Origin of the sequence: Undibacterium sp. TC4M20W (assembly GCF_049340245.1) — a bacterium.
Lineage (GTDB): Bacteria > Pseudomonadota > Gammaproteobacteria > Burkholderiales > Burkholderiaceae_D > Undibacterium.
On record NZ_JBMPPI010000003.1, the window covers coordinates 123,543 to 148,827 of the forward strand.

23 protein-coding genes are annotated in these 25,285 nt (G+C 48.8%); 17 read left to right on the top strand and 6 right to left on the bottom strand.

The window, feature by feature from the left end; all coding sequences use genetic code 11:
- The first annotated feature begins 136 nt into the window (after window positions 1–136).
- The 12 genes from mltG (at window position 137) to ACO0LL_RS05075 (ending at window position 11,822) form a co-directional block, all read left to right on the top strand.
- Complete coding sequence (mltG, locus tag ACO0LL_RS05020) at window positions 137–1,123, top strand: endolytic transglycosylase MltG (RefSeq protein ID WP_422949787.1); 987 nt, start codon at window positions 137–139, stop codon at window positions 1,121–1,123.
- A gap of 39 nt (window positions 1,124–1,162) precedes the next feature.
- Window positions 1,163–1,810: a dTMP kinase gene (tmk, locus tag ACO0LL_RS05025; protein ID WP_422949788.1), complete on the top strand. Its 648-nt coding sequence runs from the start codon at window positions 1,163–1,165 to the stop codon at window positions 1,808–1,810.
- Window positions 1,807–2,847, top strand: a complete 1,041-nt coding sequence (holB, locus tag ACO0LL_RS05030) for a DNA polymerase III subunit delta' (protein ID WP_422949789.1) — start codon at window positions 1,807–1,809, stop codon at window positions 2,845–2,847. Before tmk ends, holB begins: the two co-directional genes overlap by 4 nt.
- A 24-nt stretch (window positions 2,848–2,871) precedes the next feature.
- On the top strand, window positions 2,872–3,261 hold the full coding sequence (locus ACO0LL_RS05035) for a PilZ domain-containing protein (protein ID WP_162041274.1): 390 nt from the start codon (window positions 2,872–2,874) through the stop codon (window positions 3,259–3,261).
- A gap of 5 nt (window positions 3,262–3,266) precedes the next feature.
- Entirely contained in the window at window positions 3,267–3,770 is a 504-nt protein-coding gene (locus ACO0LL_RS05040) for a GNAT family N-acetyltransferase (RefSeq protein ID WP_422949790.1), read from the top strand.
- Window positions 3,771–3,864: 94 nt separating this feature from the next.
- Window positions 3,865–4,770 carry a 23S rRNA (adenine(2030)-N(6))-methyltransferase RlmJ gene (locus ACO0LL_RS05045; RefSeq protein WP_422949791.1) on the top strand — a complete coding sequence of 302 codons (906 nt, stop codon included), beginning with the start codon at window positions 3,865–3,867 and terminating at the stop codon, window positions 4,768–4,770.
- Window positions 4,771–5,035: 265 nt separating this feature from the next.
- Window positions 5,036–6,688, top strand: coding sequence for a 3-(methylthio)propionyl-CoA ligase (locus ACO0LL_RS05050; protein ID WP_422949792.1), 1,653 nt, complete (start codon window positions 5,036–5,038; stop codon window positions 6,686–6,688).
- 98 nt (window positions 6,689–6,786) lie between these two features.
- Window positions 6,787–8,022 (top strand): branched-chain amino acid ABC transporter substrate-binding protein, encoded by a 1,236-nt coding sequence (locus ACO0LL_RS05055; protein ID WP_422949793.1) that lies wholly within the window; start codon window positions 6,787–6,789, stop codon window positions 8,020–8,022.
- A gap of 94 nt (window positions 8,023–8,116) precedes the next feature.
- Window positions 8,117–9,064 carry a branched-chain amino acid ABC transporter permease gene (locus tag ACO0LL_RS05060; RefSeq protein ID WP_422949794.1) on the top strand — a complete coding sequence of 316 codons (948 nt, stop codon included), beginning with the start codon at window positions 8,117–8,119 and terminating at the stop codon, window positions 9,062–9,064.
- A gap of 3 nt (window positions 9,065–9,067) precedes the next feature.
- The gene (locus ACO0LL_RS05065; RefSeq protein ID WP_422949795.1) at window positions 9,068–10,354 is read left to right on the top strand and encodes a branched-chain amino acid ABC transporter permease; all 1,287 of its coding nucleotides are present in this window, start codon (window positions 9,068–9,070) and stop codon (window positions 10,352–10,354) included.
- The gene (locus ACO0LL_RS05070) at window positions 10,351–11,115 is read left to right on the top strand and encodes an ABC transporter ATP-binding protein (protein ID WP_422949796.1); all 765 of its coding nucleotides are present in this window, start codon (window positions 10,351–10,353) and stop codon (window positions 11,113–11,115) included. The genes ACO0LL_RS05065 and ACO0LL_RS05070 overlap by 4 nt, the downstream gene beginning before the upstream one ends.
- A complete protein-coding gene (locus ACO0LL_RS05075; RefSeq protein ID WP_422949797.1) occupies window positions 11,112–11,822 on the top strand; it encodes an ABC transporter ATP-binding protein in 711 nt (236 codons plus the stop codon). The genes ACO0LL_RS05070 and ACO0LL_RS05075 overlap by 4 nt, the downstream gene beginning before the upstream one ends.
- Before the next feature lie 466 nt (window positions 11,823–12,288).
- Here the strand turns inward: ACO0LL_RS05075 and ACO0LL_RS05080 are convergent, their stop codons facing one another.
- A complete protein-coding gene (locus tag ACO0LL_RS05080; protein WP_422949798.1) occupies window positions 12,289–13,179 on the bottom strand; it encodes a LysR family transcriptional regulator in 891 nt (296 codons plus the stop codon).
- A gap of 156 nt (window positions 13,180–13,335) precedes the next feature.
- Between ACO0LL_RS05080 and ACO0LL_RS05085 the strand changes: the two genes are divergently transcribed.
- Together ACO0LL_RS05085 and ACO0LL_RS05090 are read left to right on the top strand one after the other, a co-directional pair.
- A complete protein-coding gene (locus ACO0LL_RS05085; protein WP_422949799.1) occupies window positions 13,336–14,016 on the top strand; it encodes an SDR family NAD(P)-dependent oxidoreductase in 681 nt (226 codons plus the stop codon).
- Between the two features lie 208 nt (window positions 14,017–14,224).
- Window positions 14,225–14,998, top strand: coding sequence for an SDR family oxidoreductase (locus ACO0LL_RS05090; protein ID WP_422949800.1), 774 nt, complete (start codon window positions 14,225–14,227; stop codon window positions 14,996–14,998).
- A 105-nt stretch (window positions 14,999–15,103) separates the two neighbouring features.
- Here ACO0LL_RS05090 and ACO0LL_RS05095 read toward each other — a convergent pair whose 3' ends face one another.
- The gene (locus tag ACO0LL_RS05095) at window positions 15,104–16,576 is read right to left on the bottom strand and encodes a diguanylate cyclase (RefSeq protein ID WP_422949801.1); all 1,473 of its coding nucleotides are present in this window, start codon (window positions 16,574–16,576) and stop codon (window positions 15,104–15,106) included.
- A gap of 351 nt (window positions 16,577–16,927) precedes the next feature.
- Here ACO0LL_RS05095 and ACO0LL_RS05100 point away from each other — a divergent pair, with 351 nt between their 5' ends.
- Window positions 16,928–19,006 (top strand): 3-hydroxyacyl-CoA dehydrogenase NAD-binding domain-containing protein, encoded by a 2,079-nt coding sequence (locus tag ACO0LL_RS05100; RefSeq protein ID WP_422949802.1) that lies wholly within the window; start codon window positions 16,928–16,930, stop codon window positions 19,004–19,006.
- A gap of 227 nt (window positions 19,007–19,233) precedes the next feature.
- Window positions 19,234–20,835, top strand: a complete 1,602-nt coding sequence (locus ACO0LL_RS05105; protein WP_422949803.1) for an ABC-F family ATPase — start codon at window positions 19,234–19,236, stop codon at window positions 20,833–20,835.
- A 107-nt stretch (window positions 20,836–20,942) separates the two neighbouring features.
- On the opposite strand, the gene ACO0LL_RS05110 is transcribed toward ACO0LL_RS05105, so the two are convergent.
- The 4 genes from ACO0LL_RS05110 to ACO0LL_RS05125 form a co-directional block, all read right to left on the bottom strand.
- A complete protein-coding gene (locus ACO0LL_RS05110; RefSeq protein ID WP_422949804.1) occupies window positions 20,943–21,485 on the bottom strand; it encodes a hypothetical protein in 543 nt (180 codons plus the stop codon).
- A gap of 114 nt (window positions 21,486–21,599) precedes the next feature.
- Window positions 21,600–21,863 carry a hypothetical protein gene (locus tag ACO0LL_RS05115; protein WP_422949805.1) on the bottom strand — a complete coding sequence of 88 codons (264 nt, stop codon included), beginning with the start codon at window positions 21,861–21,863 and terminating at the stop codon, window positions 21,600–21,602.
- Window positions 21,864–21,865: 2 nt separating this feature from the next.
- A complete protein-coding gene (gene feoB / locus ACO0LL_RS05120) occupies window positions 21,866–23,755 on the bottom strand; it encodes a ferrous iron transporter B (RefSeq protein ID WP_422949806.1) in 1,890 nt (629 codons plus the stop codon).
- Window positions 23,755–24,066, bottom strand: a complete 312-nt coding sequence (locus tag ACO0LL_RS05125) for a FeoA family protein (protein ID WP_422949807.1) — start codon at window positions 24,064–24,066, stop codon at window positions 23,755–23,757. Before ACO0LL_RS05125 ends, feoB begins: the two co-directional genes overlap by 1 nt.
- A gap of 259 nt (window positions 24,067–24,325) precedes the next feature.
- Here ACO0LL_RS05125 and ACO0LL_RS05130 point away from each other — a divergent pair, with 259 nt between their 5' ends.
- Window positions 24,326–25,285 (top strand): bifunctional helix-turn-helix transcriptional regulator/GNAT family N-acetyltransferase, encoded by a 960-nt coding sequence (locus ACO0LL_RS05130; protein ID WP_422949808.1) that lies wholly within the window; start codon window positions 24,326–24,328, stop codon window positions 25,283–25,285.

Genomic DNA, 25,285 nt, shown 5'->3' on the forward strand with positions numbered 1-25,285 from the left:
TTATACTCACTCTTCTTTGCTGATTCGCTTATTGTCTGCGCTGGCTTTACAATACCGCCTGCACCTGTTCAGGCGAATTATAGTAGCGTCTGCAAAATCTCGTCAGAACTCCCTCAATTTTGATTAAGCTGCCTACATGGGTTTCATAAAAAAACTATTAGTATTATTGATCCTGTTGGCGCTGGCTGCAGGTGGTGGCTTCTATTACTGGATGCAGCAAGCCATTTTTGCAGAGGGCGAGGTCAAGGAATTCACCATCAAGCCGGGCAGTAGCGTTCGTTCGTCTGCCCGCCAGGTGTATGACGCTGGCGTGCCGATTCAGCCCCTGATGTTTGAAGCGCTGGCACGCGTGATGGGTAAAGAAAATCGCCTGAAAGCTGGTTCTTTCGAAATCGAGGCAGGTAAAACGCCGGTGGAGTTACTGAACAAGATCGTCAATGGCGATTTTTCCATGGCCAGCCTGGCAGTAATAGAAGGATGGACTTTCCAGCAAATGCGCAAGCTGGTGGATGCGCATCCTGCCATCAGGCATGAAACCTTGGGCATGAGTGAAGCTGAACTGATGCGTAAGATCACGCCAGATTTTCCACAGGCGGAAGGACTGTTCTTTCCGGATACCTATCGTTTTGCCAAGGGCAGTACAGACATGCAACTGTACCAGCAGGCGCATAGCCAATTATTGAAGAAGCTGGATGAGGCCTGGAAGAAGCGCGCAGATGCCTTGCCTTACAAGAACCGCTATGAGGCCTTGATCATGGCTTCCATCATAGAAAAAGAAACGGGACAAAAATCTGAACGCCCCATGATAGCCTCGGTTTTTGTCAATCGCCTGCGTACGGGCATGTTGCTGCAAACCGATCCAACTGTTATCTATGGCATGGGTGAGCGATATCAGGGCAAGATATATAAGCGCGACTTGTTGACTGATACTCCCTATAACACCTATACCCGGGTCGGTTTGCCACCGACGCCGATTGCCTTGCCCGGTATGCAATCCATTTCTGCAGCTTTGGACCCTGCCCATAGTGATGCTTTATACTTCGTGGCGCGTGGAAATGGCACCAGTCAGTTTTCCGATAATCTGAATGACCATAATCGCGCAGTGAACAAGTACCAACGTTGATGGCGTCAAGGTGCATATAATAGAATATAGAATTAAATAATGAAGCACTCAGGAAAATTTATCAGTTTTGAAGGCATAGACGGTGCGGGTAAATCCACCCATATCGCCTATGTGGCAGAGCGTTTGCAAAACCAGCTGCAAGCTGAAGATGTAAAAGTGATTTGCAGCCGTGAGCCTGGTGGCACGCCATTGGGTGAAACCTTGCGCGAATTGCTATTAAAACAAAAAATGCATCTGGAAACAGAGGCCTTGCTGATGTTTGCCGTCAGGCGCGAGCACATTGCCCAGGTCATAGAGCCAGCCCTGGCACGTGGCGACTGGGTTATTTCAGACCGTTTTACCGATGCCAGCTTTGCGTATCAGGGCGGTGGCAGGAATTTGTCGCTGGATAAACTCAATGCGCTGGAACAATGGGTGCATCCGCATTTGCAGCCAGATTTGACACTGTTGTTTGATGTGCCGCTGGAAGTGGCGCGCGCGCGCCTGGATGCAACCCGCGACTTGGACAAGTTTGAACAGGAAAAAGCAGATTTTTTTGCCGCCACCCGCAATGAATACCTGCGCCGCGCCAAAGAATTTCCTCAACGTTTCAGGATTATCGATTCCACGCAAAGTATAGAAGCTATACGCTTGCAACTGGATGTATTGATTGATGATCTCCTAAGCTCTGCGCGGCAAGCAATATGACGCAACACCCTTTATATAGCTGGCAAGAGGATTCCTGGCAACAAATACAGGCTCTGGGGCAGCGCCTGCCGCACGCCTTTTTGTTGCATGGGCCACAAGGTATAGGTAAAACTGTGTTTGCCGAGCATTTGGCACAGTCACTGCTTTGCGAAAACCCGGGGCAGGGTGGGCACGCCTGCCAGCAATGTGGTTCTTGCGGTTGGTTTGCTCAATACAGCCACCCGGATTATCGCCGCGTCAGGCCAGAACTGCTTGATGAAGAAGATGCGCCGGCTGGTGACGATGCTGAGGCTCCCGCGAAAACCAGCAAGGCCAGCAAAGCACCTTCCAAGGAAATCGTCATTAATCAAGTCCGGGCATTGTCGGATTTCATGAATATTTCTACCCATCGTAGCGGCCGGCGTGTCATCGTCTTGTATCCAGCAGAGGCATTGAATGTGCCAGCGGCAAATGCGCTGTTGAAATCATTGGAAGAACCCAATGCCAATACGGTATTCATTCTGGTATCGAATAGCATAGACAGATTATTACCTACCATCTTATCGCGTTGCCATAAATTTGGACTCGGCTTGCCGGATGCCGGTATTGCGCTGGAGTGGCTGCATAAACAGGGTATCAAGGATGCTGATGTCTGGCTGGCCCAGCAGGGTGGAGCGCCTTTGGCGGCATTTGATATGGCACATTCAGACTTGCGTGCTGATCTGGATGAATTTATACGGTTTTTGAGCAAACCTGGTACGGAACTCAGCCTGAAAACTGCCGACAAGATGCAGAAAATGGAAATGCCAGTCGTCGTCGGCTGGCTACAACGTTGGCTCTACGATATATTTTCCTATAAACAAAGTGGCAGAATCCGGTATCATCCTCGCTATGAGAGGGAGTTGAAGGCATTGTCCATGCAGGTTGATGAGTCAGCTTTGCAGCAATTCATCAAGAATTGCAATGAAAGACAGGCGATTGCCAGTCACCCTTTGTCGGCCAAATTATTTTTGGAAGATATGCTGCTTGAATATTCCGCATTATTCGGCACTATTTGATTAAAGAATTGCGAAAGCCAGAACATGTCAGATTTACCAGCAGATCCAGGTGCTCCGCTTAATATGCCTTCGCCGAATCGTCCTTCGGTGTTGTCGCTGGCGATTAAAGAAAAGGCTGCCCTGTTTGCAGCCTATATGCCATTTTTAAAAAATGGCGGCATTTTCGTGCCTACCAATAAGACCTATCGTCTGGGTGAAGAGATTTACCTGATTTTGACTTTATTGGATGACCCCAATAAATATCCTATCGCTGGTAAGGTTGCCTGGATTACACCGGCAGGCGCGGGTAATAACAAGTCGCAAGGCATAGGTGTGCATTTCCCTGAGGATGAGAGCGGTAACCGCATACGCTTGCGTGTAGAAGAATTGCTAGGTGCGGCAGTACGTTCTTCCCGGGCTACTCATACAATTTAATGACGATGGCCGCAGAATTTACTCATAGACTGGCACAGTTTGAAGATTTGCCGCAAATTGTCGCTATTTATAATTCCACCGTTGCTTCGCGCGTGGTTACCGCCGATACAGAGCCAATTACGGTAGAATCGCGCCATGCGTGGTTTCATGAGCACAAACCTGAATCGCGGCCACTTTGGGTCTGCGAGCAAAATGATCAAATCATAGGCTGGTTGTCATTCTCAAATTTTTATGGCAGGCCTGCTTATTCTGGTACTGCTGAATTATCCATCTACTTGCATGAGGCGGCACGTGGTCAGGGTCTGGGGCGTTATTTCCTGACGCAGGCTATTGCGCATGTTCCTGAAATCAAGGTTCACACTTTGCTGGGCTTCATTTTTGGTCATAATGTGCCAAGTTTGAAGTTATTTGCTGCATTTGACTTTGCCACCTTTGCAAATATGCCAAAGGTGGCGACGCTCGACGGCATAGAGCGCGATTTGATCATACTTGGCAAACGGGTAGGCTAGGTTCAAGCTAAATTAGCTAGTTTCTTACCGCTTGCTACCATTTTAGGGCGACTTGCCATTGGCAGGTCGCCTATTCATTTTTGAAAGATTTATTATGCTGAGCTACCGCCACGGCTTTCATGCCGGTAATCATGCCGACGTCCTGAAGCACTTTGTTCTGATTCAATTGCTGGAATATCTGGGACAGAAAGACACTGCCTATACCTATATAGACACACATGCAGGTGCCGGTTTGTATGCACTTGACAGTGGTTATGCGAGTAAAAATGCCGAGTTTGAAACTGGCATCGGTCCTTTGTGGGATAGAAAGGATATTCCTGAGTCTTTTGCCGCCTACATGGATTTGATCAAGGGCCTCAATCCCAGCGGCAAAATGCGTTATTACCCAGGTTCACCTTACTGCGCCAATATCGTCATGCGCGAACAAGACCGCCTGCGCCTGTTTGAATTGCACCCCAGCGAAATTAAAATACTGAGCGAAAATTTCCGCAAGCTAGATAACCATGCGGCAGAGCAGGGCCAGCGTCAAACCGTCAGGGGCAAACGTGTCATCATTTCTGCCGGCGATGGTTTTGAGAGCCTGAAAGCCTTGCTACCACCTCCATCCCGTCGTGGCCTGGTGCTGATAGATCCCCCTTACGAAGTCAAGGACGATTACCGACGCGTCAAAGTGTCTCTGGAAGATGGCCTGAAGCGTTTCCCTACCGGCACCTTTGCTGTCTGGTATCCGGTACTGCAACGTCAGGAATCCCGTTCTTTGCCAGAAAAACTCAAGCGCCTGCAGGCGAATAGCTGGCTGAATGTCACCTTGTCCATCAGTGGCCCAACGCCAGATGGTTTTGGCTTGCATAGCAGTGGCATGTTTATCCTTAATCCGCCATGGACTTTGCTGGCTACTCTAAAAGAAGTCATGCCCTATCTGGTCAAGGTATTGGGAAAAGATGCAAAAGCAGGTTTTGTGCTGGAGTCGGGAGAAGGTGGCCCGCCGGGTAAGCGTTAAGAAGGTGGCAGACTAAGGGTGTCGGACTCTTTTTTCGACACAAAGTAAATTTGTTGAATGGTGCGATGCGGGAGAGCTTATCTTCCGCATTTTTGTTTGTGGGGAAGGAAAAACATAGGAAGCGAATAGAGACTACTTTGTGCATTGCAAAAAAAATACTGATTGACGGATTAGTACGGTCGTACAAAAATCGACGAAGAATAAAATTCAGCAATTTGCTTAATTGCCAAAGTAATCGATAACGCTGCACATTTCAGGAGAACAAATGTCGTCTTATGTGAAGAGTCCCGTGATGGGGCAAATGATGAGCAAGCCCATGCTTATCTCCAGCCTCATTGAACATGCCGACCGTTATTTTGGAAAGAATGAAATTGTTTCCCGCCGGGTGGAAGGGGATATTCATCGCTATAACTACAGCGAATGTCATAAGAGATCAAAACAACTGGCGAATGCTTTCGCCAAACTCGGTGTGCAACTGGGTGACCGTATTTCCACCCTGGCCTGGAATGGTTACCGTCATCTGGAAGCTTATTATGCTGTGTCAGGTTCCGGCGCTGTCTTGCATACGATTAATCCGAGATTACACCCAGAACAGATTGCGTACATTGCCAATCACGCAGAAGACCAATACCTGTTGTTTGACATGACCTTCCTGCCCATCGTTCAGGCAATTGTCGCGCATTGCCCTGGTATCAAAGGCTATATCATGATGTGCGACCGGGACAAATTGCCAACCGATGGCAAAATCCCTAACCTGATGGCCTATGAAGATTTAATCGAAGCCAATAGTGATGATTTTGTCTGGCCACTCTTCGATGAGAATTCTGCTTCCAGTCTGTGCTATACCTCAGGCACGACAGGCAACCCTAAAGGGGCCTTGTATTCTCATCGCTCAACCATCCTGCATTCTTATGGCTCATCCTTGCCAGATGGCTTGAATGTATCGGCACGTGATTCTGTTTTGCCGGTAGTGCCCATGTTCCATGTGAATGCATGGGGCCTTCCTTATTCTGCACCTCTGAATGGCGCTAAACTGGTTTTCCCTGGTCCGCATCTGGACGGCAAATCTCTCTATGAATTGTTTGAACAGGAAAAAGTCACTTTCTCTGCTGGCGTACCCACAGTCTGGCTGGGCCTGTTGACTTATGTGGCACAGAATAATCTGAAATTCTCGACTTTTAAACGCACGGTGATCGGAGGTTCTGCCTGCCCGCCAGCCATGATGAAAACCTTGCGCAACACTTACGGGGTAGAAGTCGTGCATGCATGGGGCATGACAGAGATGTCTCCACTTGGCACTGCTGGTACCTTGATGACCAAACATGCTGATCTGGCCGAAGAAGAGAAGCAAGCGATACTCCAGAAACAAGGCCATGTCTTGTACGGCGTGGATATGAAGATCGTTGACGATGCTGGTCAGGAGTTGCCATGGGACGGCAAAACCTATGGCAACCTGCTGGTCAAAGGCCCCTGGATTATCAATAGCTATTACAAGAATGAAGGCGGTGATGTTCTTGAAGATGGCTGGTTCCCGACTGGTGATGTGGCTACCATCGATGATGATGGTTATATGCAGATCACTGACCGCAGCAAGGATGTGGTCAAGTCGGGTGGTGAGTGGATAGGTACGATAGACCTGGAAAATGTAGCGGTGTCACACCCGGCAATCCTGCAAGCGGCCTGTATCGGTGTATTTCATCCCAAATGGGATGAACGTCCATTGTTGTTAGCAGTCAAGAAACCCGGAGCAGAAGTTACAAGAGAAGAATTGCTGCAATTTTTTGATGGAAAAGTTGCGAAATGGTGGCTGCCTGATGACGTGGTTTTTATTGAAAGTCTGCCATTAGGTGCAACAGGAAAAATTTTGAAAAATAAACTGAGGGAGCAATTTAAGGAATATAAACTACCAACTGCATAAGACGTGCAGAACCTGACTATGTATAGTTCAAGTTCTGGAAGTAGCGATAAAACGAAAAAAATCTAGATTCCAACAATGAGAATACCGGAGAGAGACAAATGAAATTTCCTTTACGTGCCAGCCTCGCTGCAGTCGCTTTAACCTTCGCCGTACCCGCAGTGATGGCCGATACCATCAAGATCGCCTACATCGATCCACTGTCGGGTGCTTTTGCGCCAGTTGGGCAAAATATTCTGAACTCGTATCAGTACATTGCTGATAAAGCCAATGCTGAAAAATGGGCTGGCGAACACAAATTCGAAGTCGTCGGTTTTGATAATAAAGGTAGTGCACAGGAGTCACTGAATGTATTGAAAACAGTGATTGATAAAGGCTTTCGCTACATCACGCAAGGTAATGGCTCTGCCGTGGGCCTGGCTTTGCAGGATGCTGTCAATAAACATAATGAGCGTAATCCAGGCAAGGAAATCGTTTATCTGAATCACGCAGCTGTTGATCCTGACATGACCAATAGCAAATGCAGTTTCTGGCATTTTCGTTTTGATTCCAACTCGGACATGAAGATGGAAGCGCTGACGACTTTCATGGCAGCAGACAAGAACATCAAGAAGGTATACATCATTGGTCAGAACTACTCGTTTGGACAGCAAGTTACCCGCGCTGCCAAGGAGTATTTGGCACGCAAGCGTCCTGATATACAAATTGTTGGCGATGATCTGCATCCTATTGGCCAGGTCAAGGATTTCTCCCCGTATGTGGCAAAAATCAAAGCTTCCGGCGCGGACACTGTCATCACCGGTAACTGGGGTGCCGACCTGGCTTTGCTGATTAAATCTGCCAAGGATGCTGATCTGAAATCAAATTTCTATACCTATTATGCAGCGACAACGGGCGTGCCAACTGCCATGGGTGCTGCTGGTATGGATCGCGTCAAATATGTGGGTTACTGGAATCCAAATAACGAGACCTTCGCTGGCAAGGATATCGTAGAGGGCTTTAAAACCAAGTATAAGGATGACTATTATTCCATGGCGACTTATTCTGTCCTGGCTGCCATGGGCCAGGCTGTCAAGCAGGCTAAATCTGTTGATCCAGTCAAAGTCGCATTTGCACTGGAGGGCTTGAATTTCAAGAGCCTGAATGGTGACGCGAACATGCGTAAGGTTGATCACCAGATTCAACAGCCTTTGTATATAGCAACCTGGGTTAAAACCAATGGCAAGGATGTTAAATTCGACCAGGAAAATACCGGCATGGGTTGGAAAACCAATCAGAAGATAGATGCATTCGTCGCATCGCAGCCATCTTCTTGCCAGATGAAACGACCAGGCTAATTCTTTAAAAAAAGAGAGTCGCTTGATGCGCACTCTCTTTTTTTACCTATAAATAGTACGATCGTTCAAGAATTTTCTGAAAAGGATCTTTGCTGTGGAATTCACACTGATCACTTTGCTGAACGGTGTCAGTTACGGATTGCTGTTGTTCATGCTTTCATCCGGACTGACGCTGATCTTCAGCATGATGGGCGTACTCAATTTCGCCCACGCCAGTTTTTACATGTTGGGCGCTTATTTCGCCTATACCATCAGCGTCAAGATCGGCTTTTGGCCGGCTTTGTTTTTAGCACCACTGCTAGTCGGTTTGCTCGGTGCGATGGTGGAGCGATATGGCCTGCGTTCCGTGCATAAATACGGACATATTCCCGAACTACTATTTACCTTCGGGCTGTCTTATGTGATTGTCGAACTGGTGCAATTGATCTGGGGCAGGTCAACTGTTCCTTATCCTATCCCTGCATCTTTGGATGGCCCTTTGTTTACGCTGTACACAACGACTTTCCCTATCTATCGCGGTTTCATGATGCTGGTTGCGTTGGTGATGCTCGCTTCGATTTATCTATTGCTGACGCGTACCCGCATAGGCCTGGTGATACAGGCAGCCCTCACTCATCCTGATACTGTAGAAGCATTGGGACACAATGTTCCCCGCGTCTTCATGCTGGTATTTGGCGGCGGTTGCGCATTGGCCGGGCTTGCCGGCGTGGTCGGTGGCAATGCCTTTGTCACCGAGCCGGGTATGGCATCTACCCTGGGCAGTATTATTTTCGTCGTCGTTGTTGTTGGCGGCATGGGGTCATTGGCGGGTGCTTTTGTGGCATCACTGCTGATAGGTGTATTGCAGACTTTTGCGGTTGCTCTGGACTACTCCTTTGTGTCCGTGTTCGCCAAACTGGGCATGATCATCAGTGCCACCGCACCTGGTTATGCTTTGCTGAGTCTGACGATTGCGCAAGTAGCGCCTATCTTGCCTTATCTCTTATTGGTACTCATCCTGATTTTCAGGCCCAGAGGCTTACTCGGCACTCGTGAAGGATAAAAGATGAGCAAAGCTTTAGTATTCAAACCTATCAATCTTGCACGCTGGATTATCTGGGGCAGCTTTGCTTTCCTGCTGATACTCGCACCAATGATTTTTAGCACTGGCGGATCATTGTCCTTGCTGTCGCAAATTGGCACTTTAATGATCTTTGGCCTTTCGTACAATATGCTACTGGGGCAGGGGGGCATGCTGTCATTCGGCCATGCGGTTTATTCCGGCCTTGGGGCTTTCTTCGCCATTCATGCGATGAATCTCATGACGGCGGGTAGCCTGATTTTTCCAGTCACGCTGATCCCGCTGATCGGCGGTGTCGCCGGCATGTTCTTTGGGGTTTTGTTTGGTTATGTCACGACCAAAAAATCAGGTACGACTTTCTCCATGATTACTCTGGGTATGGTGGAGCTGGTGTTTGCCTGCTCGCTGATGTTCCCAAGTTTCTTTGGTGGTGAAGGTGGTATTTCCACCAACCGCATCATCGGTTCATCCTTTTTGGGTATCACTTATGGGCCGCAAATTCAGGTGTATTACCTGATCGCTTTTTGGTTATTCATCAGTACCATAGGCATGTATGCTTTTACGCATACGCCCTTGGGTCGTATCGTCAATGCCGTTCGCGATAATCCTGAGCGAGTTGAATTCATAGGCTACGATACCCAATGGGTGCGTTACCTGACATTGATACTTTCAGCTTTCTTTGCAGGTATTGCCGGTGGTTTGTCAGCGATTAACTTTGAAATCGTGACTGCAGAAAATGTAAGTGCCATACGCTCCGGAGCTGTGCTGCTGTTTACCTTTATTGGTGGAGTGGGTTTCTTTTTCGGACCTATGATAGGAGCAATCATAGGTGTGTTTTTGACCGTGATGCTGTCAGATCTGACCAAGGCCTGGCAATTATATCTGGGTGTCTTCTTCATAATCATCGTCATGTATGCACCGGGCGGTATGGCCAGCATCATCATGATGAATTTGCGCGTGGCTAAATTTGGCTTGTTTAAACGAGTGTGGCCAAGCATGTGGAAACTGGTGCTTGCAGCAGCAATTACCACCGCTGGTGTCATATTGGCCGTAGAAATGCTGTATCAACGCACCCTTGAGGCGACGCAAAGTGCAGTCATAGAAATGTTTGGTGTTTCAATAGACACTGCCAGCAGCACCTGGTGGACAATGACGATCATTGTTATTGGCATAGGTTTTTTTGTCTGCGCCAAACTTAAGGGTGGTTTTGCCGAACATTGGGGGCAAGTCAATACTGAAATTGAAGAACAAATGCGGAGGGTGCAAGCATGACAGGCTTTTCGCTTGAATTAAAAGAGGTACGAAAGTCCTTTGGCAGTGCAGAAATCATCAAGGGTGCAAATTTGCAAGTGCCAAAAGGCGAACGATTTGCGATTATCGGCCCTAATGGTGCTGGTAAATCCACACTGTTTAATTTGATTTCTGGGCGTTTTCCTATTACATCGGGAGACATCCTGCTCAATGGCGAGAGCATCACGCACTTGAAGCCGTATGAAATCAACCGCCGTGGCCTGTCACGAAGTTTTCAGATTACGAATATTTTTCATCGCCTGTCTGTGTATGAAAACCTGCGCTGCGCAGTCTTGTGGTCGCTGGGTTATAAATACTCGTTCTGGCACAGGTTGAATGGCTTGAAGGATGCACATGAAAGGGCAGAGGCTGTACTGGAGCAAATTGGCCTCAAGCGCAGGCGCAATGTCACGGCTGGCATGCTAACCTATGCAGAACAGCGTGCGCTGGAAATCGGCATCACCATCGCTGGCGGTGCTGACGTGATTTTGCTTGATGAACCTACCGCAGGCATGAGCCGTTCTGAGTCTGATGCTGCAGTGGAATTGATACGCAAGGTCACCGTCGGCAAATCACTATTGATGGTGGAGCACGATATGAGCGTGGTCTTCGGCCTGGCCGATAAAATTGCCGTGGTCGTCTATGGTGAGGTCATTGCCTGTGACACACCCGCCAATATCCGCAATAATCAAAAAGTCAAAGACGCCTATCTTGGTGGTCATGCACCGGTGGAGGTTGAATGAGCTTACTGACAATAAAAAATCTCAATGCCTTTTATGGCAAAAGCCATGTCTTGCATGGTGTTGATATGCAGGTCAATGCAGGCGAAATTGTTAGCTTGTTGGGTCGCAATGGCGTAGGGCGTTCTACTACCGTTAAAGCAACCATGGGGCAGGTGAGTGCGACCGGTTCCATCCTATTCAAAGGAGAGGAAATCATCGGTCTGAAAGCCTTTCAGATTGCCCATAAGGGCCTGGGGTATGTGCCAGAGAACCGCGATATCTTCCCCACCTTGACTGTCGAGCAAAACTTGATGCTGGGTGAGAAATCTGGCCGCCCTAAAGACAGTAAGCCACGCTGGAGCATAGAAGATATGTACCAGATGTTCCCACGTCTGCGCGAACGCAGGAATACCCAGGCAGGCGTGATGTCTGGTGGTGAGCAGCAAATGCTGACGCTATGTCGCACTTTGATGGGTGACCCTGATCTCATCATGATTGACGAGCCGACAGAAGGTCTGGCACCAAAGATTGTTGAACTGGTAGCTGAATATCTGAAAGAGTTGAAAAACCGCGGTATCTCCGTTTTACTGGTTGAACAAAAGCTCGCCATTGCCCTGGAGATTTCACAACGGGTATATGTCATGGGACATGGCAGCATTGTGTTTGAGGGCACGCCAGCAGATTTGCGTGCCAATGAAAACATCCGTAAAGAATGGCTGGAGGTTTAGGGGGTAATCGTATCTTTCGTGCATAGAGGTGCGGTAGCCAATTGTCTCCAGATAAAGAGTATTCGCACTCTGCGTGAAAATTAATGTGATTATGAATATTTCTTATATTTCAAAGACTCACAGTGTGATTTTCCCGTCGATCTTCAGTCTCTAAGTGGAAAAACTTGGTTCCGCAGCTTTATTTTTTAAAAAAGCTTATACAGAACGACAAAAAACCAGTGCCATCGACAAATATGTATTACAGCTTTCAAGTTGACTTAAAACTGAAGCAAGTAAAAATCGTAAATAAGGATGTAGCTTAAAACAGCTTCATCTGGATTTTAAAAAAGTGGGATTTGAAGATGGTCGTAGCCCTAGCCAGGAAATGAAAGGTGGATCAAACTGATAGGGTCAATTCAGCGAGCAAACGAACAAACAATCGACAGGTCGACACCAATTTACTTGTACTGGAGGCGAAAAATTGGAATCAAGTGCTTTTCCGAAGTGCGGCATCAAAATAATCGGTAACTAAGCGGACGCGAGAAGAGACGAAGCGGCGATTTGGCCAAATCAGGCTCACGTCCAAGGTCTCTTGCAGAAAGTCGTCAAGTACAGTGACGATATCAAAATGTCTTAATTCGTTGGCAAGCGAAAGATGAGTGAACATGCCAATTCCAACGCCGGCCAATACGCCTGCCCGGATGGTTTCAACGCTGTTTGACTTTAGATTGCCAGAGACTGGAACGCTGTATTTTCCCTGTGAGTCAATAAACGGCCACACGCCGCCAGTACTCCCCCCTTCATACACTAGGCAATTATGGTGGCTCAAATCGGCAGGGGTGGCGGGAATGCCGTGCTTGTCGAAATATTTCCGCGCACCGGCACATACCAGCTTGGTCGTCGCCACCTTTCGAACCACCGAATCAAGTTCACTTACGGTACCGACGCGAATGGCGAGATCGATTCGATCATCGACCATATCACGCACGGAGTCTGACAGCACCAGACCTACTTCCAATTCCGGATACAACTTGAGTAATCCTGGCACAAGTGGAAGAATGTGGAGGCGCCCGAATGTAGCAGCAACTGCGATACGGACTTGACCGGCAACCTTCGCTGTCAGACTGGTCATTTCACTGTCGACTGAATCGATCTCATCAAGCAGTGGTTTGGCGCGTTGATAGTAACGCTGGCCTTCGTCCGTCAACGTAACGCTACGAGTGTTGCGCCTGAATAATATGACCCCCAGCCGTTTTTCAAGTGCTCCGACGGATTTACTGATCGTAGATTGCGAGTCACCCGTTCTGCGCGCAGCGGCAGAAAAGCCTCCAGTTTCAACAACGGCAATAAAAGCAGACAATTCTTGAAAGCGGTCCATAATTTCCTTAATGCGATGAAAGTTATTAATTAGATTGATTTATTCTTATTTGGAATTAGTTTGATTCAAAATGGGTGGATTATCAATCGATAGAAAGGTAATTATGATGGTTCCTGTTTTGCGGACGAACATCCGCGTAATTTAATGGGGAACGTCATGAAAAGATTTGAGGATAAGGTGGTCATCGTCACAGGTGCAGGATCCGGTATCGGAGCCGTTACTGCTCGCCGATTTCTGCAAGAGGGAGCGTTGGTAACGTTAATTGGTCGACGCGAGCACAAGCTCTACGATACCCTGGCGGGCCTCGACCCGCAACAAGCCTTGATCCACGCGGGCGACGTGCCCAATGAATATTACGTTCACTGCTTAGTCGCGGATTCGGTCGCAAAGTTGGGCAAGCTTGATGTTCTAGTCAATAATGCTGGCATGGCGATCTTCGGCCCTTTCGAACAGGGTAGGACTGCCGACAGGTGCACGGTCATGGGCACCAATCTCGACAGTGTCTATTTCGGCGTGCGCGCGGCCTTGCCCCATCTGTTGAAAACCAGGGGCGTAATTGTCAACCTGTCTTCTGCTTCGCGCATGGTCGGCGACTGGAGCATGAGTGCTTATAACGCCGCTAAGGGGGCGATAACCAATTACACCCGTGCACTAGCTTTGGAATTTGGTGCACGCGGTGTTCGCGTTAATGCGGTGGCACCAAGCCTGACCGCCACCGATGCGACCGTCGAGTTAACAAAAAAACGAGCCACTGCTCGCCGCTTTCCGCATCCGCATGCCGATTGGCCGCGTCGCAACCCTGGAATAGGTTGCCGCCTTGATCGCGTTTCTGGCTAGCGACGATACCAGCTTCATTAATGGCGCGATTGTTGCCGTAGTTGGTGGAGTGTATGCATCCAATGGCCAACCCAACTTCCTTTTTGCTGTTTGAATAAGTTTTATTCAAACAGATACACAGCTCCCTAAGACGCTTGAGTAACTGCTGATTACTACTCAACTGTGACTAGGGGGCATTCATAAACTACAGACTAAGGTGAAGAGAACTATGAACGCAAGCACAAATAATTTTGAACAACCGACTTTGTCTCCATCAAGCCTCAATGGGAAGCGAGTAGTGGTGGTTGGCGGAAAAACGGGTATTGGACTGGGTATCGCACTCTCAGCATATGCAGCGGGTGCATCCGTGATTGTTGCCAGTCGGCGTATTACCTCGGTGGAGCAGCATCCGGAGTTAGTCAATTTCGAGCAGGTAACACTAGATATCGCTGATGAGGCTGCTGTGCGCAAAACATTTGACATCATTGGCCCCTTTGACCATCTAGTCGTTACCTCAGGACCTGGCTTTGGTACGTGGGGGACGTTCATGGCAGACGACATGCGCGGTGTGCGAAGCTATATGGATGCTAAATTCATGGGTAGCTGGGCCTGTGCGCGGTATGCCGCGCCTCACCTGCAAGTCGGCGGGTCGATTACTTTTCTTACAGGTGGAACTGCGGCGCGACCAAAACTGGGCCTGGCGGCCGTAGTTGCTGCGTTTGCTGCAGTGGAATCCTTATCGGGCTCACTCGCGCTGGAGATGGCGCCGATTCGGGTTAACACAATACGTCCAGGCTACATCGACACCGGGTTGTGGAATGTTTTGTCGGTTGATGAGCGCATCGCATTGAACGAACGCGTGCGCACAACCTTCCCAGCGCGTCATGCTGGGGCCACAGAGGATGTCGGGCATGCAGCGTTGTTTTTGATGACCAATCCTTATGTCAGTGGAACAGTCATCGAAGTGTCCGGAGGGGAGAATCTGGTGCCAAGCGTCTTCTAACGATTTATAACCCTTGCTGTCAAAGTTCAGTAAAGTCATCTTTAGAGAATCTGTATCCATAGATAGTGAGAGGAACATCAGGCTCATTAATAATCATCCAGATTATTAATGAGCCTGAGCATTTTCTTGTTTTACATCAGTAAAATCATTAATCTCTACCCGGTTCCGTCCGTTTTCTTTAGCGCGGTAAAGGGCCTTGTCGGCGACCAATAGCAGCGGCTCAATATCAGGCACAGCTTGACGGACAAAGCTGGCGCCTATACTGACAGTCACTGCTATTTGCTGGTCATCGCCTATGTCTATGGATGTATTGGCGAGCTTGTTGCGCACGCGTTGCGCAATCATTTCTGCTTCCTTGCGTCCACAACCCGGCAATATGGCGGCAAATTCTTCACCGCCTATGCGGCCCAGAATATCAATATCTCGCAGGCCTGCACTCGCTATGCGTGCAAAAGCGATCAGTACACGGTCACCACCGGCATGCCCGTAGGTATCATTCACATCCTTGAATTTATCAATGTCCAGCATCAATACGGCTACTGGCCTGTTTTGCTCAGCAAGCTTCATCAGCAGGCTGGAAGCGCGCTCATTAAAGGCACGGCGGTTGAGCAGGCTGGTTAATTGATCATGTTCAGCGATGTATTTAAGTTGCCTCAGGAGTTCTTCACGTGCAGCCATGACGCAAGCCACTGTTAACGGCGCCAGTGCCAGCAGACTCACCCCTATGCGTATTGAGAGCAACATGGGGCGCGAATTCATGTTGACGATGGAAATCGGCAGGTAGCCAAGCGACATGGAGATCAATACCCAGCCGCTATATAGCAAAGTCAGTATGCTGGTGATGAAAATGTCGTAGCTCAATGCACACCACAGCAGGGCCGGGATAGGGAAGACAGGTGCACCCGGGCCGCCTACCATGATGCCCAGGGTAAAAGACATCAGAAGAGCGCATATGGGCAAGATTTTGCCGGGATGAATATGCTCGGTCTTGAAAGTGCGGCGGCGGTTTAATCTGAACCCTGATAAATCCGGCAAGCTCAGCATGACAGGTAAAACTGCCATCAAATTGACCAGTTCATTCACGAACCAGAATGCCCAGCCTTTGAGCGGACCGGCATTGGACAGTATAGGATCTGTCATCGTACCAACCACGCCAGCTACTGCAGCGGCGCATGATGCAACCAGCGCAAGGTAAAGTACAGAAAGCGGATGTTTCAAGCGGCGGTGTTCATCATCCAGCCAGGAAAAAAGCAAAACACCAGCGATGACGCAGGCAAGATTGCCGCCAGTCAGCATCAAACTGGCATACAAATTCTGGGCTGTCATTGTGCCTGCTGCGTTGTAAGTCAGGGAGTAGGCCGTAATATAAGCGGCTGTTGCGCCCAGCCATCCACCGGGATTATTTAATGGACGAAAGCGTACAAATAATCCAATCAGCAGTGCGTTGGCTGGCCACAAGGCTGCGAGATGCCCCATGGAACGGCTGAGTATCCCTAGCAGGCATGCAGCAAACACGACGACGCCAGTAATGGCTGCCGCCTTGATTTGCTCAGTCCAGCTTGATGTTGGATGCATCATCAATTCAAAAACTCCAGTTCGTCGTTGGCGTTGAAATGAATAATTTCTGGGTTACTCCATCTCAGTTGAAGACGGGTTTTCAACTTCAGATTTTCCGATGTTTTGCTGCGCCGTGGACTAAAGTACTGTAGCAGATAGTAAGTCGTGCAGGCAGATCACGGTGTATTCCACCAAGATTTCACCAGGATTTCAGCAAGTCTGAATTATTTTCACATGCGGCAGTATTGGAACTGAAATAAAATAATACGCTCGTACTATTTTGCGGTATAGTAAGCAAAAATAAGCTTACACCAGATTTTTAAAAGCACTGAACTGGCAAATCCAAGCAGTATTTCACCTATAGGAAGAGACATGAGCGCCGAATATCAAGTGAATGGCAATATCGCCGTAATTACCCTGAACAATCCGCCTGTAAATGGTTTGGGTCATGCTACCCGCGCAGCAGCGGTGAATGGCATGAAGCAGGCCTTGAACGATGATGCCGTCAAAGCCATCGTGATTACAGGTGCCGGTAAAGCATTCTCCGGCGGTGCGGATATCAAAGAATTCAATTCCCCCAAGGCATCTGCAGAACCTAGCCTGCACACGCTGATCAATGTGGTCGAAGGATCTGACAAGCCAGTCATCGCTGCTATTCACACAGTGTGCATGGGGGGGGGCCTGGAGTTGGCGCTGGGTTGTAATTACCGCGTCGCATCCAAAGGTGCACAAATAGCCTTGCCTGAAGTTAAATTGGGCATCCTGCCTGGTGCCGGTGGTACACAGCGCCTGCCGCGTGTGCTGGGCCTGGAAATGGCTTTGAACATGATCGTTTCCGGCACAGCAGTACCGTCTGAAAAACTTGCCAAGACAGCGATTTTCAATGAAGTGGTGGAAGGCGATGTACTAGAAGCGGCACTCGCATTTGCTGCAAAAGTTGCTGATGTGCGCCCATTGCCGAGAGTACGTGATATCAAGATTGATTATCCGAACTATGAAGCCTATCTGCAATTCTCACGCAATACAGTACGCGCCATGGCTGGCCCTTTCCCAGCACCTTTGAAATGCGTGGAAGCAGTAGCAGCCGCTGTGACAAAGAAATTTGATGATGGCATCAAATTTGAGCGTGAATTGTTTGTCGATCTGGTGCAAACCACAGAATCCAAAGCCTTGCGTCATGCCTTCTTTGGCGAACGTGCGGCCAGCAAATTGCCGGATGTACCTGATGACACGCCAACTCGTCCTATCAAATCAGTCGCCGTTATCGGCGCCGGCACCATGGGTGGCGGTATTGCGATGAACTTTGCGAATGCTGGTATCCCCGTGCAAATTCTGGAAATGAAGCAGGAGGCGCTGGATAAAGGTCTGGCGACGATACGCAAGAATTATGAAAACACGCTTAAAAAAGGCAAGCTGACGCAAGAGAAATTTGACCAGTGTGTTGGCCTGATTACAGGCACTTTGTCGTATGAAGAGATTGCACAGGCCGACATCGTCATTGAAGCTGTGTTTGAAGACATGGGCGTCAAGGAACAAGTCTTCAAGAAGCTCGATGAAGTCATGAAGCAGGGCGCAATTCTGGCGTCGAATACATCCACACTGGACGTCGATAAAATCGCTGACTTCACCAAGCGTCCTGAAGATGTCATCGGCACCCATTTCTTCAGCCCGGCAAATGTCATGAAATTGCTGGAAATTGTACGCGGTAAAAAAACTTCCAAAGACGTGCTGGCGACAGTGTTGGGCCTGTCCAAGAAAATCAAGAAAACCGGTGTGGTATCTGGCGTGTGCGATGGTTTCATTGGCAATCGCATGATAGAACAATACAGCCGTCAGGCAGGCTTCCTGCTGGAAGAGGGCTGCACACCTGAACAGGTTGATAAAGCCGTAGAAAAAATGGGCTTTGCCATGGGTCCTTTCCGCATGGGCGATTTGGCTGGTAATGACATAGGCTGGTATATCCGCAAACGCCGTTATGTAGAAAAACCACAAATCACTTATTCCAAAACAGCAGATTTGCTGTGCGAACTGGGTCGCTTCGGGCAAAAAACCGGTGCAGGCTGGTATGACTATAAACCGGGCGACCGCAAAGCTTATCCGTCTTCCATTGTGAATGACATGATCATCCAGCACTCTGCTGACCTGGGTATTACACGCCGCAAGATTTCCGATCAGGAAATTGTCGAACGCCTGATATTTGCGCTGGTCAATGAGGCAGCCTATATCCTGGAAGAGGGTATCGCGACACGTGCGTCTGATATCGATATGGTGTATCTGACTGGCTATGGCTTCCCATTACATACTGGTGGCCCTATGTTTTACGCTGATACCGTGGGCTTGCCAAATGTAGTCATGGCCATGGAGAAATATGCCAAAGGCCGCCATGGCGATGCCTGGAAACCAGCTCCTTTGCTGGCAAAACTGGCTGCAGAAGGAAAAACTTTCAATTAAGTTAATTTAATTGAAATTCATAAGTGGCTTGTCTGCGGAATTAATCTTCAGCCAAGCCATTTCCTATTGGTAAAGAAGTAATCTCACCAACAAAATCTGCCGGGACGCAGATATCTGCCTTCCAAATTCCATAATTTCTCTATAAATCATGGGCTTGTCTGCAAGCCACCAAAAGCACAATGCTATAATGCGCGGTTAATCCCCATCTTTATTGCAAAAGGTTTTCTGTGCTTTCTACCGCTAATATCACCATGCAGTTCGGCCCCAAGCCGCTGTTTGAAAATATCTCTGTCAAATTTGGCGAAGGTAACCGCTATGGCCTGATTGGTGCCAACGGCTGCGGCAAATCCACCTTCATGAAGATTCTCGGCGGTGACCTTGAGCAATCATCAGGCACGGTCATGCTGGATCAGAATGAGCGCCTGGGTAAATTGCGCCAGGATCAGTTTGCTTTTGAAGACATGCGCGTGCTGGACGTGGTCATGATGGGTCACATAGAAATGTGGGCCGCGATGTCGGAACGGGATGCGATTTACGCCAATCCTGAAGCGACTGATGACGACTACATGAAAGCAGCAGACCTGGAAGCCAAGTTTGCCGAGTACGATGGTTACACTGCCGAGGCGCGTGCCGGTGAATTATTGCTGGGTGTTGGCATACCAACCGACCAGCATCAGGGCGTTATGAGCGCGGTTGCGCCAGGCTGGAAACTGCGCGTCTTGCTGGCGCAGGCCTTGTTCTCCAATCCGGACATTTTGTTGCTTGATGAACCGACGAATAACCTGGACATCAATACCATTCGCTGGCTGGAAGATATTCTGAACGAACGTAATTCCACCATGATCATCATTTCGCATGATCGCCATTTCCTGAATCAGGTATGTACGCACATGGCCGATATGGATTACGGCACGCTGAAAGTGTATCCAGGTAATTACGATGACTACATGCTGGCATCGTCACAGGCACGCGCGCAGCAAATGGCAAACAATGCCAAGGCCAAGGAAAAAGTCGCTGAGCTGCAAGACTTTGTACGCCGCTTCTCCGCGAATAAATCCAAGGCACGTCAGGCCACTTCACGTGCCAAGCAGATTGATAAAATCAAGATTGAAGATTTCAAACCATCCAGCCGCCAGAATCCTTTCGTGCGTTTTGATGGCGAAAAGAAATTGCACCGTCTGGCAGTGGAAGTGCAATCCCTGAGCAAAGCTTATGACAAGCCATTGTTCAAGAACGTCGACCTGATGGTGGAGGCGGGTGAAAGAATCGCGATTATCGGTGCCAACGGCATCGGTAAAACCACGCTGTTGCGTTGCATCGGTGGCGATGACATCGCAGGTATGCATGCGGATTATGGTACGGTCAAATGGGCAGAAAATGCCAATGTCGGCTATATGCCGCAAGATCCTACCGAGGAATTTGCATCGGACAAAAACCTGACTGACTGGATAGGTCAGTGGACACAAGAGGGCGATGATGATCAGGCCGTACGCTCCATCCTCGGTCGCTTGCTGTTTGGTGGTGATGATGTCAAAAAATCTGTCAAGGTTTTGTCAGGTGGTGAAAAAGGTCGCATGATGTATGGCAAGCTGATGCTGGGTCGCCATAATGTCTTGTTGATGGATGAGCCAACCAATCACATGGATATGGAATCTATCGAATCACTGAATATCGCGCTGGAAAAATACGCAGGCACTTTGATTTTCGTGTCGCATGACCGTGAATTCGTGTCTTCGTTGGCGACACGTGTATTGGAAATCAAGGAAAATAAAATCATCGACTTCCAGGGTACGTATGAGGAATATCTGAGCAGCCAGGGTATTGAATAAAAGTTTTTTGTGAATAAAGCAAAAAAGCCAGGTTCGCCTGGCTTTTTTACGCGCGCAACTGCTTATGTCAATTTAATCCAGCCAAGCTTTCCTAAACCAAACCAAGTCTAACCTAACAGCAAATCAAGCCGGTCGCTCAGGCTGCGTGCCATTTCTGGCCCCTTGGCTTTTTGCACTGCTTCTACATAGGCCTGTCGCAACGCACGAAAATCGTCAATATTTGCGGCGCGCTCTACCTTGAGTTGCAAACCGTAGCCACGCAAACCGATGGCACTCTTGATCGTCTCATTGTAGAAGTTGTACAGTGCCTGGAAGCGCTCGGAATCTGTCATTTCCAGTGCGGCAGGTTCTGGCGATTTTGCGGTAATGCCTGCAAGTGTCGCTATTGATTCAGATGCTGGAGATGTATCTGTAATGTTGGGGGAAGTTTCTGTCTGTACAGCGATTTCAATAATGAATTCCTGTTCCAGCAGTTCTTGCAGGTTTTGTTCTGTCAAACCCAGAGCCGCCACTTTTTTCATGATGTCAGCAGCGCTTTGCTTGCCGTCTATCATGACCAATAAAGTACGCAATCTGGATGCCAGTTGATACTTTCTGGTCGTGATTTCTTCTCGGCCTTTTTCGGTCTTGTCGTAGATGCTTGCGTTCATATCCAGCTACGGCCTTTGCTTGTCTCGATATAGCAGAAATTGTTTCCACTTTATTCGAGGATACATCAATTCAGCCGGGCTGCCAATGAAATGCGGCAAATGCGGTTCTAATCTTTAATTAGATGCCTTGCGGACCAGCTTCACAGTTTTTAATTCGGAAGAGCTGGTGCATGTGTCGTTTGTGGAAGATGAGCAGTTGCTGCAGCCAGAACCACAAGCGGCAGTCTGCTTTACCAGCTTGTTCAACACAGGGGCAAGTGCAGGGACATGATAGAGACTGAACGCGCGGATTTTTTCCTTGGCCGCGGCAGGCATCCATTTCAATAACAGATACCCGGACGCCAGAGCCAATAACAGAGCTGCGATCAGGTTTTGCATGTTCATCTCCCTAAGAAAAAGCTGGAAATATGATAGGTCAGGAAAGAGGCGCAATAGGCGAGGCCAAACAAGTAAGCCGCCATGATGGCCGGGTAGCGCAAGGTATTGGTCTCACGTTTGACCACACTCAGGGTTGCCACGCACTGTGGTGCAAAAACATACCAGGCCAACAGGGACAGGGCAGTTGGTATGCTCCAGGAGTGGGCAATCAAGGGTTCAAGCGAGCGGCTCAGTTCTTCACCAGATTGTGAGAGCGCATATACCGTACCCAGTGCGGCGACGGCAACTTCACGTGCTGCCAATCCAGGTACCAGGGCAATACAGATTTGCCAGTTAAAACCAATAGGCGCAAATATCACTTCCAGCGCGCGACCCAGGTAGCCGGCAATGCTGTAATAAATCGGTGGCTGCGTTGCATTTTCTGGCGCGCCAGGGAAGCTGCTGAGGAACCACAGCAAAATCATGAGAGACAGAATAATGGTGCCGACGCGGGTAGTGAAAATCTTGATTCTTTCCCACAAACCCAGCAGCAGGTTGCGTACATTTGGCCAGCGGTAATCAGGCAATTCCAGCATCAAAGCCTGTTGATGCACTTCGCTGCCCCATTTCTTTTTAAAGAAGTAGGCTACCAGCATGGCGGAGATTATGCCACCCAGATACAGGACAAACAGCACCAGGCCCTGCAGATTCAATATGCCCAATACGGTCTGATCAGGAATAAAGGCCGCGATGATCAGGGCATATACTGGCAGGCGCGCTGAACAGGTCATCAAGGGGGCAATCATGATCGTCACCAGACGGTCACGCGGGTTTTGTATTGTCCTGGTCGCCATGATGCCAGGGATGGCGCAGGCAAAACTGGACAGCAGGGGAATGAAGGCGCGACCAGACAGACCGACTTTGCCCATTACCCTGTCCAGCAAAAATGCAGCACGTGGCAAATAGCCAGAATCTTCCATGATCAGGATGAAGAAGAACAGGATGACAATCTGCGGCAAAAACACCAGCACGCTGCCAGCACCGCCTATCACGCCCTTGACCAGCAAGCCTTGCAGTACGCCAGGTGCCAGCGCAGATTCAACTGCAGTGCCAGCAGCATCGATTGTTGACTTGATCAAATCCATCGGTGCCTGTGCCCAGGCGAATACTGCCTGAAATACCAGGAACATCAGGGTCGCAAAAATGACGGGGCCTACAGCAGGATGCAATATCCAGCTATCCATGCGATAGCTCAAGCTGGCCGCGCGTTCGCTGACTGCATCAACATCTTGCGTGACACAGGCTTCCAACACCGCGTTAGCTTGTTGTTGCAAGCTCTCAGGGCTTTGTGCAGAAAGTGCATGCGGTGTGATGTTGCCATTTGGTTGCAGCGTTTGCGCCAGTGCCTCGAGTTCAGTCAAAAGCTCATCGATTCCTTTGGGATCGACTGCAATAGTTTCGACCACAGGAATATTCAGCTTGCGGCTTAAAGCAGAAATATCGATGTGGATATGACGCTTCTTGGCGATATCCATCATGTTCACTGCCAGTATCAGCGGTTGGCCAAGCGCAAGCAGTTCAAACACTACGCGCAAGCCACGTTTCAAGTTAGTCGCATCGACTACGCATACCACGGCATCTGGCATGGTTTCATCAGTACGCTGGCCGGTGACTACTTCCTGGGTGATTTTTTCATCGGGGGTGATGGCATGCAGGCTATAGGTGCCAGGCAAATCCAATACCTGCCACTGACGCCCTGCATCAGAACGGAATTTACCTTCTTTCCGTTCTATCGTGACACCTGCATAGTTTGCTACTTTTTGCCGTGCACCTGTCAATCGATTGAAAAGTGCAGTTTTTCCGCAGTTAGGGTTACCGACAAGAGCGATGAGCGGAGAAAACAATTCGTTCACTATGTTCCTACTTTTCCTGAGTGAGTAACGCCGGGGACAACACCAATCAAGGCTGCTTCAAAATTTCGCAGTGCAAAGGTAGATTGGCCTATCCTGACTGCCAATGGTTCTCCACCAAAATAGCCTTTGTGTAATATCTTTACCGATTCGCCTTTAACAAAGCCTAGCTCTTTCAGGCGGCGGGTAATATTAAACAGGCTATCGTCTTTCGCATCGCCTTGCTCTTGCACATCTTCAACGACACCAGAGTCACCGACTTTCATCAGATTCAATGTGGTAGCAACTGCTTGCTGCAATGGCAAACTGCTCATGGCGAAATTCCTGTAGCAAAGAAAAAATGCAACTCTAAATGATAATGAGAATATATATCAATACCGCTTATGTTTCAATCGCTATACAGGCTGGCAGTAGCTAGCTTTGCGATTCCACAGAGCTTTAATGAGTTTATTTTTCCTTTAGTAACAAATTTATCTTTTTATTAATTATTTAAACGCACAACCTCAAATAAATTCTTGCATGAGCAGGGACAGTGAAATATAGTTGTATTATGCAACTATATGGGAGTGAATCATGAACGCTGCAATGTCATCGCCACCGATTCAAGAAATCCGCGATGCTTCGCGCAGGCTGGTGCGGGAGCTTGGGTTTATGAAGCCAACACTTGCTGGTACAAGTTTGCCTGCATCTGCAGTACATGCCTTAATTGAGATTGGTGAACATGGCGCACTGAGTGCAACGGTACTTTGCGATCTGCTCTGTCTGGAAAAATCCAGTGTCAGCCGTATGGTGCGCAAACTAATAGACAGCGGTGAATTAATAGAGACCAGCAGCCAAAAAGATGCGAGAGGGAAGGAACTCGCATTAACAGTACAAGGCAGGCAAACCCTGGACGGCATCAACCAGTTCGCTCACCTGCAAGTCAGTAATGCGTTGAAAAACATTCCCGTGTCAGCTCATGAGAAAGTGCAGGCTGGCTTGATTACGTACGCAAAAGCACTCGAGGCTGTCCGTGAGGGCGTGTCGCCAACTGTCACTCCTGAGATAAGTATTCAATGCGGCTATCACCCCGGTGTGCTTGGCCGGGCGGTAGAAATGCATGCGCGCTACTATGCGCGTACTTCAGGATTCTGGCATTTCTTTGAAGCCAAAGTCGCCAGTGGCATGGCCGGATTTATCGGGCGCCTGGATACACCATGCAATCAACTATGGTCTGCAGTCAGTGAAGGCAAAGTTGTCGCCACCATCGCGATCGATGGTGAAGACCTTGGCGACAACATTGCTCACCTGCGCTGGTTTATCGTCGATGACGAATTACGTGGTAGCGGGATGGGCAGGCGTTTACTGAGTGCAGCAGTTTCCTTTTGCGAGCAGCAGCAATTCAGTGAAATACAACTATGGACATTTAAAGGCCTGGATGCCGCACGCCGCTTGTATGAACAAGCTGGCTTTATCATGCTTGAAGAGCTCCCGGGCCGACAATGGGGCGAGGAGGTCATAGAACAACGATTTGCACGCCGCATTATGAGGTAA